This window comes from Paraburkholderia sp. DD10 (assembly GCF_049177125.1).
Classification (GTDB): Bacteria; Pseudomonadota; Gammaproteobacteria; order Burkholderiales; family Burkholderiaceae; genus Paraburkholderia; species Paraburkholderia terricola.
The window spans coordinates 335320-350081 of sequence record NZ_CP185393.1 but is presented as its reverse complement, the minus strand read 5'-3'; the positions used below and the strand labels follow the sequence as shown (position 1 = coordinate 350081).

10 protein-coding genes are annotated in these 14762 nt (G+C 66.5%); 4 read left to right on the top strand and 6 right to left on the bottom strand.

Annotated elements, in window-relative coordinates; all coding sequences use genetic code 11:
• Window positions 1–71 precede the first annotated feature (71 nt).
• Both ACOCG7_RS16910 and gluQRS read left to right on the top strand, forming a co-directional pair.
• A complete protein-coding gene (locus tag ACOCG7_RS16910; protein WP_114163440.1) occupies window positions 72–935 on the top strand; it encodes a sulfurtransferase in 864 nt (287 codons plus the stop codon).
• Between the two features lie 250 nt (window positions 936–1185).
• The gene (gene gluQRS / locus ACOCG7_RS16905; protein WP_114162098.1) at window positions 1186–2082 is read left to right on the top strand and encodes a tRNA glutamyl-Q(34) synthetase GluQRS; all 897 of its coding nucleotides are present in this window, start codon (window positions 1186–1188) and stop codon (window positions 2080–2082) included.
• Between the two features lie 30 nt (window positions 2083–2112).
• On the opposite strand, the gene ACOCG7_RS16900 is transcribed toward gluQRS, so the two are convergent.
• The 6 genes from ACOCG7_RS16900 to purT all read right to left on the bottom strand — a co-directional run bounded on the left by ACOCG7_RS16900 (window position 2113) and on the right by purT (window position 9446).
• Entirely contained in the window at window positions 2113–3576 is a 1464-nt protein-coding gene (locus ACOCG7_RS16900; protein ID WP_114162097.1) for a DEAD/DEAH box helicase, read from the bottom strand.
• Window positions 3577–3953: 377 nt separating this feature from the next.
• Window positions 3954–5390 (bottom strand): aldehyde dehydrogenase family protein, encoded by a 1437-nt coding sequence (locus tag ACOCG7_RS16895; RefSeq protein ID WP_114162096.1) that lies wholly within the window; start codon window positions 5388–5390, stop codon window positions 3954–3956.
• Window positions 5391–5526: 136 nt separating this feature from the next.
• Complete coding sequence (locus ACOCG7_RS16890; RefSeq protein WP_114162095.1) at window positions 5527–7179, bottom strand: acetolactate synthase large subunit; 1653 nt, start codon at window positions 7177–7179, stop codon at window positions 5527–5529.
• Between the two features lie 256 nt (window positions 7180–7435).
• Complete coding sequence (locus ACOCG7_RS16885; protein ID WP_083085257.1) at window positions 7436–7804, bottom strand: MliC family protein; 369 nt, start codon at window positions 7802–7804, stop codon at window positions 7436–7438.
• Between the two features lie 93 nt (window positions 7805–7897).
• Complete coding sequence (locus ACOCG7_RS16880; protein WP_244219973.1) at window positions 7898–8146, bottom strand: DUF6726 family protein; 249 nt, start codon at window positions 8144–8146, stop codon at window positions 7898–7900.
• Between the two features lie 85 nt (window positions 8147–8231).
• Complete coding sequence (gene purT, locus ACOCG7_RS16875; protein WP_114162094.1) at window positions 8232–9446, bottom strand: formate-dependent phosphoribosylglycinamide formyltransferase; 1215 nt, start codon at window positions 9444–9446, stop codon at window positions 8232–8234.
• 260 nt (window positions 9447–9706) lie between these two features.
• Here purT and ACOCG7_RS16870 point away from each other — a divergent pair, with 260 nt between their 5' ends.
• Complete coding sequence (locus tag ACOCG7_RS16870; RefSeq protein ID WP_114163438.1) at window positions 9707–10246, top strand: META domain-containing protein; 540 nt, start codon at window positions 9707–9709, stop codon at window positions 10244–10246.
• A gap of 288 nt (window positions 10247–10534) precedes the next feature.
• Window positions 10535–14689 carry a DNA translocase FtsK gene (locus tag ACOCG7_RS16865; protein ID WP_421379166.1) on the top strand — a complete coding sequence of 1385 codons (4155 nt, stop codon included), beginning with the start codon at window positions 10535–10537 and terminating at the stop codon, window positions 14687–14689.
• The last annotated feature ends 73 nt before the right edge of the window (window positions 14690–14762 follow it).

Below are 14762 nucleotides of genomic sequence, written 5' to 3'. Positions count from 1 at the left end.
GCATTCAGATGCCGGCGCCTTCATGCGCCCCGTTTTCCACGGCGCCGGCCACTGATTACCGCTGGACACACATGAGCATCGTCAATCTCGCCGCGTATCACTTCGCGACCATCGAAGACACCGCCGCATGGCGCCCGTTCGTCACCGAGCGCTGCAACGCGCTCGGCCTGCGCGGCACGATTCTGCTGGCGCCGGAAGGCATCAACCTGTTCGTCGCCGGCAGCCGCGAAGCCGCGGACGCGTTCATCGACTACATCCGTCACGACGCGCTGTTCGAAGGCAAGTTCGCGAATCTGCAATTCAAGGAAAGCCTCTCGGACAAGCAGCCGTTTCGCCGCATGCTGGTCAAGCTCAAGCGCGAGATCATCACGATGAAAAAACCGGCGATCCGTCCGGAGCTCGGCCGCGCGCCGTTCGTCGACGCGCCCACGCTGAAAAGCTGGCTGGATCGCGGCCACGACGATCAGGGCCGTCCGGTCGTGATGCTCGACACGCGCAACGCGTTCGAAGTCGACGTCGGCACGTTCGACAACGCGCTCGACTACCGCATCACGAAATTCAGCGAGTTTCCTGAAGTGATCGAGCAGAACCGCGCCGATCTCGAGGGCAAAACGGTCGTGTCGTTCTGCACCGGCGGGATTCGCTGCGAGAAGGCGGCGATCCACATGAAGGAAGTCGGCATCGAGAACGTGTATCAGCTGGAAGGCGGCATCCTGAAGTATTTCGAGGAAGTGGGCGGCGCTCACTATCACGGCGACTGCTTCGTGTTCGACTACCGCACCGCGCTGAATCCGCAACTCGGACCCACCGCCACCGTGCAATGCTTCGGCTGCCGCGCCGTGGTGCCGCCCGAGGCGCAGGCGTCGCCAATGTACGTCGCGGGCAAGACCTGCCCGGCATGTCATCCTGACAGCAAGGCGGCGCGCGCCGCATGACGGCTGCGTCGCGCCCCGCGCCATCGTCGCGAGGCGCGACGAATGCCGGCCTTGGACAGCACGTCACGCGGCGGCTCCAACCCTACGATCGTGGAAAGCGCGGCTCATTGTGCTCAGGCTGCGGCGGCGCCTTCAGCGTGCCCATTGATCTCAAACCCGTCCGCGCCATGCGAACTTGCCGCCATTTCCGGCGCACACTGGCAACGCAATACGTCGTTCCGCGCTTTCACCGTAACCACCGATCCGAGCCATGACCTATCGCGGACGCTTCGCACCGTCGCCCACCGGGCCGCTGCATTTCGGCTCGCTGGTCAGCGCGCTCGCGAGTTGGCTGGACGCGCGCGCGCATGGCGGCGCATGGCTCGTTCGCGTCGAGGACATCGATCGCCCACGCACGGTTCCAGGCGCCGCCAGGGACATCCTCGCGACCCTCGAACGCTTCGGCATGCACGCCGACGAGCCGCCGATCTGGCAAAGCACACGCATCGCGCGCTACGAGCAGGCGCTGAAGCAACTCAAAGCCCGCGGCCTGGTTTATCCCTGCGGCTGCACGCGCAAGGAAATCGCCGACTCGTTGTTGCACGCGCACGCGCGCAACACGACGCTCGCCTACCCCGGCACCTGCCGCGACGGTCTGCATGGCAAACCGGCGCGCGCGTGGCGCCTGCGCGTGCCCGACGGCGAGGCCGCCGTGATCACGTTCGAAGATCGCTGGCAGCGCACGCAGACGCAGAACCTCGCTACCGAGGTCGGCGATTTCGTCCTGAAACGCGCGGACGACCAATGGGCCTATCAACTGGCGGTGGTAGTCGACGACGCGGACGCGGGCATCACCCACATCGTGCGAGGCGCGGACCTGATGGATTCAACCGCGCGGCAGATTTATTTACAGCGCTGTCTTGGCGCGCCGACGCCCGAGTATCTGCACGTGCCGGTCGTGACGAACGACCAGGGCGAAAAACTCAGCAAGCAAAACGGGGCGCAGGCGCTGGATGCCGGCAAACCGCTCGAAGCGCTGATCGCGGCGGCTCGCCATCTGGGACTCGACCTGAGCGGCCAGGCCCCTGGGACACTGGAGGGGTTTTATACCGCGGCAACGGCGGCATGGGCAGCACGCATGCGCGTGCGAATGAGCGTAAGCAAGTAAACGCGATGCGGGTTTCGAAGCCGCAGCCGCTCAGGACGACGACTTCCTGGGCATGCCGAAGCCGCCCAGCAACGCAGCCAGCGGCTGCTTCGCAGACGTCTTCTGCGGAGCGGCGGAAGCCGCATCGGCCTCCTCGATCTTGCGAACCGAAGCGGGCGACGGCTCATACGGCTTGAGGAAGAAATCGTCCACAGGCTGCACGCGATGGTGATGCGGCCGATCGAACGAGCCCGACGGAGCGCCCGAACGCCGGCGGCCGCCGCGCTCGTCACGAACCTCGCTGCGCTCACGGCGCGGCGCGCGCTCTTCGTGGTGATGCCGCACCGGCGTATCCACGGTCAGGCGTTGCACTTCCAGCGGCCGCTTGATGAGCTTCTCGATATCGGCAAGCTGCTTGCGCTCGTTCGGGCTGCACAGCGACAACGCGTCGCCGGAAGCGCCGGCCCGGCCGGTACGGCCGATCCGATGCACATAGTCTTCCGCATTGAACGGCAAATCGAAATTGATCACCGCGGGCAGTTCCGCGATGTCGAGACCGCGCGCCGCCACGTCGGTGGCGACCAACGCTTCAATTTCGCCGCGCTTGAACGCGTCCAGCGCCTGCATGCGCTCGTTTTGCGAGCGGTCGCCGTGAATCGCGGTCGCGATCACGCCGTCGCGTTCGAGGCTGCGCGCGAGACGGCTCGCGCCGATCTTGCTGTTGCAGAACACGATCACCTGCTTCAGGCTGCGCTCGCGAATCAATTGAACGACCGCGCCGGTCTTGTCGCCCTCGGGAACCTCGAACACGATTTGCGTGACGTTGGTCGCGGTCGAGTTGCTGCGCGCGACTTCGATCGTCTGCGGATCGCGCAGATAGGTTGCCGCGAGCTTCTTGATCTCGCCCGAGAACGTGGCCGAAAACAGCAGCGTTTGACGTTCTTTCGGCAGCAGGTTCAGGATGCGCTGCAAATCCGGCAGGAAGCCCATGTCGAGCATGCGGTCGGCTTCGTCGAGCACGAGGATCTGCACCTGGCCCAGGTTGGCGGTTTTCTGCTGCACGTGATCGAGCAGACGGCCCGGCGTGGCGATCAGAATTTCCACGCCGCGGCGCAGTTGCTCCGACTGGGGATTCATATCGACCCCGCCGAACACCACGGCGCTGCGCAGCGCGGTGTGCTTCGCGTAGGACTGCACGTTCGCGGCGACCTGGTCGGCCAGTTCGCGGGTCGGCGTGAGGATCAGCGCGCGCACCGGATGGCGGGCGGGCGATGCGCTCGTGCTGGCCTGCGGCAACAGACGCTGGATGATCGGCAGCGAGAAGCTCGCGGTCTTGCCGGTGCCGGTCTGCGCGGCGCCCATTACGTCGCGGCCGGCCAGCACGACGGGAATCGCCTGCGCCTGAATCGGCGTGGGAATGGTGTAGCCCGATTCCTTGACGGCTTTCAGGATGTCGGGCGCGAGGCCGAATTGATCAAAAGTCGCAGTGCTGGGCGTGACGGCTGTGTCGGACATGGTGGCTTTCGCTAAAAATGCGCTTGGCGCGTGCGCGCGGCAGCGGTCGGAACCGCAGAGGGCATCAGGATGAAGGCGGAGCCACGGCGTTCCGCACGGGACCCGTCGATATTGCGGGAAAAGAGCGGCCGGCTCCGGCCGGCGGAAACACCCGCCGGAAAGGCCGGTATTGTAGCACTCCAGCAAAAACACTCATGGCGCATGGGGCGGCTTTCTGCTTACGGGGCAAAAGCCGGCGGACGGCCCAGCCGCCGGTCTGCTCGTACGCGCCTGGCGCGGCGCCCTGCCGGATGGCGGCACCCCTCGCTGGCGAGCGTAGTTCGCGCAGGCGACAGTGGCGTGACAGCCGATTTCGCCGTGCGTGCCGGCATCGCGGTTCACCACGTTTCACGCATCACCATCAGGCGCAGCTCGGTCATATCCTCGATCGCGTAACGCACGCCTTCACGGCCGAGTCCCGAATCCTTCACGCCGCCATAGGGCATGTTGTCGACGCGGAACGACGGCACGTCGTTGATCACCACGCCGCCCACTTCGAGCAGGTCCCACGCGCGATGCGCGTGAGCGAGCGAATCGGTGAACACGCCGGCTTGCAGGCCGAAGTCGCTGTCGTTGACGGTGGCGAGCGCCGAGTCGAAATCGTCGAACCGCTCCAGAATCGCCACCGGCCCGAAAGCTTCCTTGCGATACAGATCGGTGTCGCGCCCAACGCCTTCAAGCAGCGTGGCCTCGAACATCGCACCCTCCACCTTGCCGCCCGCGACGATTGTCGCGCCCGCCAGCACCGCGCTCTCCATCCAGCCGGCGAGGCGTTTGGACTCCGATTCCGAGATCATCGGCCCGACGAAGGTCTTTTCGTCCTTCGGATCACCCATTACCAGCGATTTCGTTTTGGCGATCAGCTTCTCGCGCAGCGCCTCATAAAGTTTCGCGTGCACCAGAATCCGCTGCACGCCGATGCAGCTCTGCCCCGACTGATAGAACGCGCCGAACGCGAGCCGCTCGACCACGTAGTCGAGTTTCCCGCCCTGATCGCCGTCGACGATCGCGGCGGCGTTGCCGCCGAGTTCCAGAATCACCTTCTTCTTGCCGGCCTTTTTCTTCAGTTCCCAACCCACCGCCGGCGAGCCGGTGAACGACAGCAGCTTGAAACGTTCGTCCGTGGTGAACAGATCGGCGCCGTCGCGATGCGCGGGCAAAATCGAGAACGCGCCTTTCGGCAAGTCGGTTTCCGCCAGAATCTCGCCCATGATCAGCGCACCGACCGGCGTGCGGCTCGCCGGCTTCAGCACGAACGGCACGCCCGCGGCGATCGCCGGCGCGACCTTGTGCGCGGTCAGATTCAACGGAAAATTGAACGGCGAAATGAACGAGCACGGACCGATCGGCACGCGCTTCACGTAACCGTGATAGCCCTTTGCGCGCGGCGAAATCTGCAGATTGACGATTTCCCCGTCGATGCGCACCGCCTCCTCGGCGGCCACCTTGAACGTGTCGATCAGGCGCGTGACTTCGCCCTTCGAGTCGTTGATCGGCTTGCCGGCTTCGATGCACAGCGCGAGCGCCAGTTCGTCGTAGCGCTCGCGAAACCGCTTCACGCAATGTTCGAGCACCGCCTGGCGCTTGAACGGCGCAAAGGCGCGCAGCGCGGGCATGGCGTCGACGGCGTGGCCGATCGCCTTGTCGATCGCGGCGGCGTCGGCCATCGCCACGCGGGTCGCCACTTCGCCGCTGAATTTATCGGTGACGTCGAGATCGGTGTTCGCGGCAACCGCTTCGTTGGCGAGGTAGTAGGGGTAAGTTTTCTGCAACATGACGCGTTCTCCTTTGCGGCATCCGGCTAACAGGAGCAACGAAGCCAAACGTTCATGCCCTGCCGCCATTCAGCCGCGCTCAATTCACGCTCGTTTCACACCCGATGCGAAACCGGCCAGCGGTTCGCCCAACCGCTCACAGTTGCGCGGAGAGCCGCTTGATCTCGCGATTCAACACGCGCTCGTTGTCGGAATAGTCGATCGGCAGGTCGATCACATGCACGCCGGGCGTCGCGAAACATTCGCGCAGCAGGGGCGCGAACTCCGCCGCCGATTCGATCCGATGCCCCTGCGCGCCATAGCTCTGGGCATACGCGACGAAATCCGGGTTGCGCAGCGTCATGCCGTAGTCGGGGAAATTCATGTTCTCCTGCTTCCAGCGGATCATGCCGAACGCGTCGTCGCGCAAGATCAGGATCACCAGATCGAGCTTCAGACGCACCGCCGTTTCCAGTTCCTGCGAGTTCATCATGAAGCCGCCGTCGCCGCACACGGCCATCACCTTGCGGTCGGGATGCACGATCTTGGTCGCTATCGCGGAAGGCAAGCCCGCGCCCATCGAGGCCAGCGCGTTGTCGAGCAGCAGCGAATTCGGTTCGTGCGCGCGGTAGTAGCGCGCGAACCAGATCTTGTACATGCCGTTGTCCAGACACACGATGCCGTCCACGGGCGTGGTCTCGTAGACGTCGTTGACGATCCGCACCGGGTACATCGGGAAGCGGTCGTCGTGCTGGCCTTTCACGAGATGCTCCTCGAAGTGCTGCTTGATCTCCTTGAAGCGCGTGAAGTCCCAATGCTCCTTGCGCGCCTTGAGGCTTTCCTTCAACTGCCACACCGCGTTGGCGATGTCGCCGACCACCTCGATCTGCGGGAAGTACACGGTATCGACCTCCGCGCCGAGGAAGTTCACGTGAATCACCGTCTTCTCGCCCGCCTCGCCGCTGCGCATGAAGAACGGCGGCTTCTCGATCACGTCGTGGCCGACGTTGATGATGCAGTCCGCGTGCTCGATGGCGCGGTGCACGAAGTCGCCGTCCGAGAGCGTGGCGTTGCCGAGCCACATCGGGTGCGATTCGTCGATCACGCCCTTGCCCATCTGCGTCGTGAAAAACGGAATGCCGATCTGGTCGACCAATTCGCGCAGCATCCTGGTCGTGGTCTTGCGGTTGCCGCCCGCGCCGATCATCAGCAACGGATGCTTCGCGTTCGTGATCGCCTCGACCGCGTGCGCCACCGCCTTTTCCTCGGCCACCGGACGGCGGCTGTAGCTCTTCGGGATCGGCTTGCCGTCGCCCTCTTCGTGCGCGACGTCCTCGGGCAATTCGAGGTGCGTGGCGCCGGGCCGTTCTTCTTCCGCCTGACGAACCGCCTCGCGCACCGCCGCCGGAATATTGCCGATCGACACGATCTGCCGCGTGTACTTGGTGAGCGGCTCCATCATCCGCACCACGTCGACGATCTGGAAATGCCCCTGCTTGCTCGATTTGATCGGCTTTTGCCCGGTGACCATCAGCATCGGCATGCCGCCCAGTTGCGCGTAGGCGGCGGCGGTCACGAAGTTGGTCGCGCCGGGGCCGAGCGTGGCGAGACACACGCCGGTGCGGCCGGTGAGACGCCCGTAAGTGGCGGCCATGAAGCCGGCCGCCTGCTCGTGGCGCGTGAGGATCAGACGGATTTTCGAGCGGCGCAGCGATTCGAGCAGATCGAGATTTTCCTCGCCGGGAATGCCGAACACATACTCGACGCCTTCAGCTTCCAGCGATTTGACGAACAGGTCGGATGCTTTCATGGAGGGTCTCGTTTGATGAAACGGAGGCGGGCCGTCAGCCCGGCCGCCAAGGGACGTGAAGCAGAGGCGCAAGGAGCGCGCGGGAACACGACGACGCTCACGCGGGCGGCGCGCGGCATGGCACGACGCAACGGCTAACGCCATGCCGGACAGCTTACTACTCGATGGGAAATGATGTGCGCCGACTGGCAGCGCCGCAAGGCAGGGGCAGGCAAGGCGGGCGGCGGTGCGGTTCGAGCGCGGCCGCCGCATCGGGTCAGCGATTGATGGTGATGCAGTCGGAGATCATGGGCGGCGCGTTCTCGCCGTCCATCGCGTCGTACAGGTCCGCGCGCGGACCCTTGGTCCACCAGGTGTAGCTGCCGGCCTGATACTTCGCGCCGGAAGCCGATAACGTGTTGACGAAAAGCAGTTGCTGGCCCTTCACGGGGACCAGCGCGAAACTCTGGCCGTTCGCCGTGTTCCAGTATGTGACTTGCAGAATCTTGCCGGTGGCGCAGGTGTATTTATGCGTCTGACGGTTCTTGGTCCGAGTCTCGGCGAGAGCCAACGGCGCCGCCCATGCATTGCCGCACAGCGCCGCGAGAACCGCTGCCGTGCTTACCGCAACCAGCCATTTCTTCATTGGGTACCTCGATTGGTTTTTTGCTTATCGTGCCAGGCGGCATGCCGTCTGTCGCGGCGCGAGGCGCGGGCCTGACGATTGCCAATGAACCGCTTATGGATCAATCACCTCGGCGCACGCGTCGGTCGGCACCGCGGCGACATGCCCGACGAGCGGCACGATCTTCAAGCCGGCCGATGCGACGCGGCACGGCGCAGCCGCGAGACCGCACCCCGTCATGCCGAAGGACAACGCGACCAGCACGCCGAATGCGCCGATCCGGCCGACGCTGCCGCGTTGCGCGTCGTTACCGGGACTGCGGGGAATGCGGGGAATGCGGGGAATGCGGGATTCCGGGGTCATACTTGCCTCTGCTCCATGAACTGCGCTGGGCTGCAATGATTCAGGTTGCGCGGCGAGCCGGCCATGACGGCATGCCTGCCGCGGCCTACTTCGCCGACACCGGCCGCACCGCCGCCGCGGCCTGCTTCGCGCGCGAGCGCGCTTCGTCCGTGTTCTCGCCGGTGGCGAGCGCCACGCCCATGCGGCGCTTGACGAAGCTCTCCGGCTTGCCGAAGAGCCGCAGATCGGCGTTCGGCACGGCCAACGCCGCGCCGACGCCTTCGAACGCGATGCCCGCTTCGTCGAGACCGCCGTAAATCACCGCCGACGCACCCGGCGCCCGCAGCGACGTATCCACCGGCAAACCGAGGATCGCGCGCGCGTGCAGCTCGAACTCCGAGAAGCGCTGCGAGCACAGCGTGACGAGCCCCGTGTCGTGCGGACGCGGGCTCACTTCCGAGAACCATACGTCGTCGCCGCGCACGAAAAGTTCCACGCCGAACAGGCCCCGCCCGCCCAACGCGGCCGTCACCTCGTGCGCCACTTCGCGCGAACGTTCGAGCGCGAGCGCGCTCATCGGCTGCGGCTGCCACGATTCGACGTAATCGCCCGCGACCTGCACGTGGCCGATCGGGTCGCAGAAATACGTGCTGACTTCGCCGCTCGCCGGATCGATCGCGCGCACAGTGAGTTGCGTGATTTCATAGTCGAAGTCGATGAAGCCCTCGACGATCACGCGGCCATGATTCACGCGGCCGCCCGCCAGCGCGTATTGCCATGCGGGTTCGACGTCGGCGTCGCTTCTCAGCACCGACTGCCCCTTGCCCGACGACGACATCACCGGCTTTACCACGCACGGATAGCCGACCTTGGCGATGCCCGCGCGCAGTTCGTCGAGCGAATCGGCGAATGCGTAGGGCGAGGTCGGCAGGCCGAGTTCCTCGGCCGCGAGACGGCGGATGCCTTCGCGGTTCATCGTGAGCTGCGTGGCGCGCGCGGTCGGGATCACTTCGGCGAGACCGTCGGCTTCGATCGCGGCGAGCGCGTCGGTGGCGATCGCCTCGATCTCGGGGACGATCAGGTGCGGGCGCTCCTGCTCGACCAGCGCGCGCAGCGCGGCGCGGTCGGTCATGTCGATCACGTGCGAGCGGTGCGCGACCTGGTGACCCGGCGCATTCGGATAACGGTCGACGGCGATCACCTCGACGCCCAGCCGTTGCAGCGCGATGATCACTTCCTTGCCGAGCTCGCCGGCGCCGAGCAGCATCACGCGCGTGGCGGAACCAGAAAGGGGCGTGCCGATCCGTTGGCCGATCTGCATGGGGTCTCCAGATAAAAAGTCGGATGAGGGTGGGAATGGGGAGACCACGATGTTAACATGCGCACCCCGATGCACACCCCCATGCGCGACCCCGCCCCGAACGCCCGAACACACGCGGCTCGCCCGCGCGTTCGTTCGCGCAGGGGTCGAGCAAACGCATCGGATGCGCTCGATCAGCATTGCGCACGCCGGCGCGCTCGCGCGCGGCGAGCCGAGTGCGTTACCCTTACGCCTTCGCCAGTTTGAAGAGGAACGACGCCATGCTCCAAAGCTCCTCCGCGCGACGTGCCGCGCGCTTCGCGCCGTATGCGCGCACCGCCATCGCCGCGTTGAGCGTCGCCGCGCTATTGAGCGCCTGTGCGATCCCGAAACACCCCGACTCGGAAGCGCCGGCGCCCGATCCGTTCAACCCCGCCGCCACGCAGCTACTCGACGACACGAGCTGGGTGCTCGCCGGCTGGAAACAGGCCGACGGCACGGCGCGCGCGGTGCCGTCCGCGGATCGGGGCGGGCCGATCACGCTCACGCTCTCGACCGCCACCGGTCAGCGCCACGTCAGCGGCTTTTCCGGCTGCAACCGCTACATGGGCTCGTATGCGCTGAAGGACGGCAAGCTGAGCTTCGGCACGCTGGGCGGCACGCGCATGGCATGCGCGACGCCGGGCGGCCAGATCGAAAGCGCGTATCTGAACGCGCTCACGCACATCGAGCGCACTGGCGTGCAAATGCGCGCGCCGCAGCAGATGCAACTCGTGCTCGACAACGGCGACACGCTGACGTTCGAGCGCGCCGCCAAATGACCGGCCGCGCGCGAAGCGCGGTGGTCCGGCAGATGACTGCCAGGGTGGCTCGATGGTCAAACTGTTAAGCGGATGGGACCGCGCCGGCAAGACTGCAATCGCAGCGGTCCGCCAAAGTCGCGCGGGCTGCCGCGGCAGCCGTTGTTATTCACCGACGGCGGGCCGCGCGGCGGCCCGCTTTTCCACTGGACGCAAACATAGTTGCGTCTGCCTTCGAAGCATCGTGCTTCGCCGGTTTAAACTCGACGGATTGCGTTTTCGCGCGTCCGTCATTCGTTGATGTCTAGCATGCACACGGTAGTTTTCGGCTGGTTCGGCGGGTCGGCCGTCTGGTTCATTCCTCTTTTGTGGCGGCTCGTGAAGTCGATGCTGCCGGGCGGCGCGGGTTTGCGCGGCCCCGGCACGATCCGCCTGTGGCTCGGCTTCGTCTGCGTGATGGTGGCGAGCTGCACGCTGGAGGCCTCGCTGATCGCCGCGACCGGCATGAATGGCTTCGGCCATGCGCTGGCGGCGGGCATCGGCCGTCTGCTCGGGCAGATCGGCACGCCGCTCGCGGCGCTTGCGCTGCTCGCGATCAGCCTGCCCTGGCTGATCGATTTCCGCTGGCGCGACGTGGCGGTGTGGGCCGACGGCGCATTCGGCCTCGGCCTGTCGCGCGGCCTCGCCAAACGCGACGAGGAGGCGCGCCGGCATCGCAGCGTCGTCGACGATGGTTTGCCGTCGCATGCCTCGCCGACCACCAACACGATGGCGCCCAAAAGCAATGGACGTTATGCGCGCCCGACGGTGTGGCGGCCGCCGGCGAGCGGACGCGGCGCGGGGCCTGGCTCGGCTGGCGCGATCGCATCGCCCGGCTCGGCGGCGGGCAAGGATGCGGCGACGCGTGGCGCCGGCGCGAATTGGCGCGCTGGTGCGAGCACGAGCACGCGCGCAGGTAGACAAGCCGAGCCGGTCTTGCGCACGGGCACCGCCACGCCGCCGCGGCATGTGCCGGCGCAGGCGCAGGCGCAACCGCTGAACGCGGACAAGGCTGCATGGATGCCGACGGAACCTGTCGCGCCGGCTGGCTGGTTGCGCGAGCAGACGTCGCGCGCGGTCGGGGCTGCGGTGGGGGGAGTTGGGTCGGTTGGCCCAACTAGCTCACTTGGCGTCAATGGGTCGGCTGGCTCGCTTAGCTCGGCTGGCTCGGCTGGCTCGGCTGGCTCGGCTGGCTCGGCTGGCTCGGCTGGCTCGGCTGGCTCGGCGGCTCGCGACAGCGCATCACAGCCTGGCCGCCGCCTGGCCGACGAGCAACGGCCAGCGGGATCGCCGGGTGCGGGCACGGGACTAGCCGGTGTGGCAGCGGGCTTGGCGGGTTCATCAGTCACTGCCGCCGCGCAGGCTAAGACGGCGCAGGCGGCAACGGGCACGGCTGCGAACCTGGCCGGGAATTCGATCGCCCATTCCGCGACCCGCGTTGGCCATCAGTCGGCGACGCAGGGCGCCACAAGCGCCGACGTTCCAACAAACCGCTCGACTATCTCCAGGCAACCGTTCCCGCCTGGCGCGCGCGCAAACGACAGCGCGTCGACGCCGGCCACGCATCGCCCGGCCTCGACGGCGCCCAGCTACACGCGGCCGATGCCGACAGCGCAGAAGGTCACGCCGCCCGCCAGCGTCCAGGAAACGCTGCGCAGCATCGCGGAAAACGCCGCGCGCTGGACGGACATCGCCGGCGTGAGCCTCGCGCGCAGCAGCGGTGCCGACAGCGCGAAGGCTGCGACGGCTTCGGCGAACGCCGTGCCGTCTATTGAAGAAGCCGGGCAATCGAGCGTGGGCTCGCCGCTTGACGGTGAGGTCGCCACAAGTCCGGCATCGGCGCCCGGCGCGCACGCAACTTCGCTGAACCTGGCCGACGACACCGCCGCGGACTATCTGTCGATGCCAGAGCCGGCCGCCACGCCGCGAACGGAAGCCGGGGCCGAGGCGTCGTCCGCGACGAGCCACGAGCCGGTCGTGCAATGGCCGATCGAAGCGCCGGCGATTCGACCGCCGCTGTCGAGCGAACCCATCGCCGCGCACGCACCGGCGCAAACATCGCAGCACGCGGCGCGAACCAGCACGCCTACGCCGTTCCAGGTCTTCGCAGCGCAGTCGCACGCGAGCGGCGCGTCAACCGACGCCGCAACATTCGAGAACGACTCGACGCCAGTTGCCGCTACCGCCGACAGCCATTCGAATCCGCACGCCGAACCGGCGCAGCCCGTCGACCAACCGGCAAACCCTTCGCAAGTCACAGCGCCGAAGCTTGCTGCCGCCGCCACGGCGACGGCGGATGAAGAGAACCTCAGCGAATTGCACAGGGAAGGCGCGCGGCGATTCGATGCGCCGGCTGTGCCTTTGGACGCCTCAACACCGCAAGTCGCAGTCGACGCGACACGGCCGTTCGGTCCATCCTCAGCCCTTTCGCAGACTTCGACGCCAGATGCTCTCGCCGCCGACGATTCGGCAGGAACCGCCACGGCCGGGACGCAACCAGCCGACTCTCCTGCCCTCCCCGATGGAGCAGCCCGCAACGGAGCGATTCTTGCCGCCGCGCGCCAGCCGGAGAGCGTCGCGTCGCAGCCGTCGAACGTGGTTCGCTTTCCCGGCTTCGCTGTTCGGGCGGAGCCATCGGCGTCCGCGACAATGGAAGACGAACCCGCCGTTGAGCCGGTTGACGCGCTGGCCGCTTCGGCAATTCCGGCTGTCGCGGCGGCGCCGGCAGCATTGGCCGCTTCGAGTGCATTTAGCGTGCTTGAAACGCCTGCCCAGCATGAAGCACCAGTAACCCCGACCCCGCCATCACGAGCCCACCTCGCAGCCGAGCCCTCCACGGAAACGGCCGAACCCGCGGAACCCGCCGAGGTCACCATCCCGCGCGTTCCACTGCGCGGCCACGTCCCGGCCAACGGCTTCGAATTCCGCGCGCCCTCGGCGTCGATGGTCGAGTTGCCGACGCTCGATCTGCTCGCGCGCGCGGACACCGACGTCGAACCCGTCTCCGAGGAAAAGCTCATCGAAACCGGCCTGCTGATCGAGCAGCGGCTACAGGAATTCAAGGTGCCGGTCACCGTGGTCGGCCATTCGGCCGGTCCGGTCATCACGCGCTTCGAGGTCGAACCGGCGCTCGGCGTGCGCGGCAGCCAGATCGTCGGGCTCATGAAGGACCTGTCGCGCGGCCTCGGCCTCACCTCGATCCGCGTGGTCGAGACGATTCCCGGCAAGACCTGCATGGGCCTCGAACTGCCGAACGCCAAGCGTCAAACGATCCGCCTGTCGGAAATTCTCGAAGCCAGCGTCTATCAGAACTCGCATTCGCAGTTGACGCTGGCGATGGGCAAGGACATCACCGGCCATCCGGTGGTCGCCGATCTGGCGAAGGCGCCGCACATGCTCGTCGCGGGCACCACGGGTTCGGGCAAGTCGGTGGCGATCAACGCGATGATCTGCTCGCTGCTCTACAAGGCGACGCCCGAGGAAGTGCGCCTCATCATGATCGATCCGAAGATGCTCGAACTCTCGGTGTATGAAGGCATTCCGCATCTGCTCGCGCCGGTCGTCACTGATATGAAGCTCGCGGCCAACGCGCTGAACTGGTGTGTCGGCGAAATGGAAAAGCGCTACCGGTTGATGTCGGCGGTCGGCGTGCGCAATCTGCCCGGTTTCAATCAGAAAATCCGCGATACGGAAGCGAAAGGCAAGAAGCTCGGCAACCCGTTCTCGCTGACGCCGGAAGCGCCCGAGCCGCTCGCGCCGCTGCCGCTCATCGTGGTGGTGATCGACGAACTGGCCGACCTGATGATGGTCGCCGGCAAGAAGATCGAAGAGCTGATCGCGCGGCTCGCGCAGAAGGCGCGCGCCGCCGGCATCCACCTGATTCTGGCGACGCAGCGGCCCTCGGTGGATGTGATCACCGGGCTCATCAAGGCGAACATTCCGACGCGCGTGGCGTTCCAGGTGTCGTCGAAGATCGACTCGCGCACGATTCTCGATCAGATGGGCGCCGAATCGCTGCTCGGCCAGGGCGACATGCTGTTCCTGCCGCCGGGCACCGGCTACCCGCAGCGCGTGCATGGCGCGTTCGTCGCCGACGAGGAAGTGCATCGGATCGTCGAGTATCTGAAGCAGTTCGGCGAGCCGCAATACGAGGAAGGCATTCTCGACGGCCCGGCCACCGAAGGCGGCGCGGCGCAGGACCTGTTCGGCGATTCGCCGGATGCGGAAGCCGATCCGCTCTACGACGAAGCCGTCGCTTTCGTGGTGCGCACGCGGCGCGCGTCGATCTCGTCGGTGCAGCGGCAGTTGCGCATCGGCTATAACCGAGCGGCGCGCCTCGTCGAGCAGATGGAAACCGCGGGGCTGGTGTCGGCGATGGGTATCAATGGCAGCCGCGAGGTGCTCGCGCCGGGGCCGGCGGAATGATCCCGCGAGGCGGGCGATCGTGACCGGCAACGGTTAGCCGTCACCTTCGCCGCTAGAACAACGGGCCGCTCGC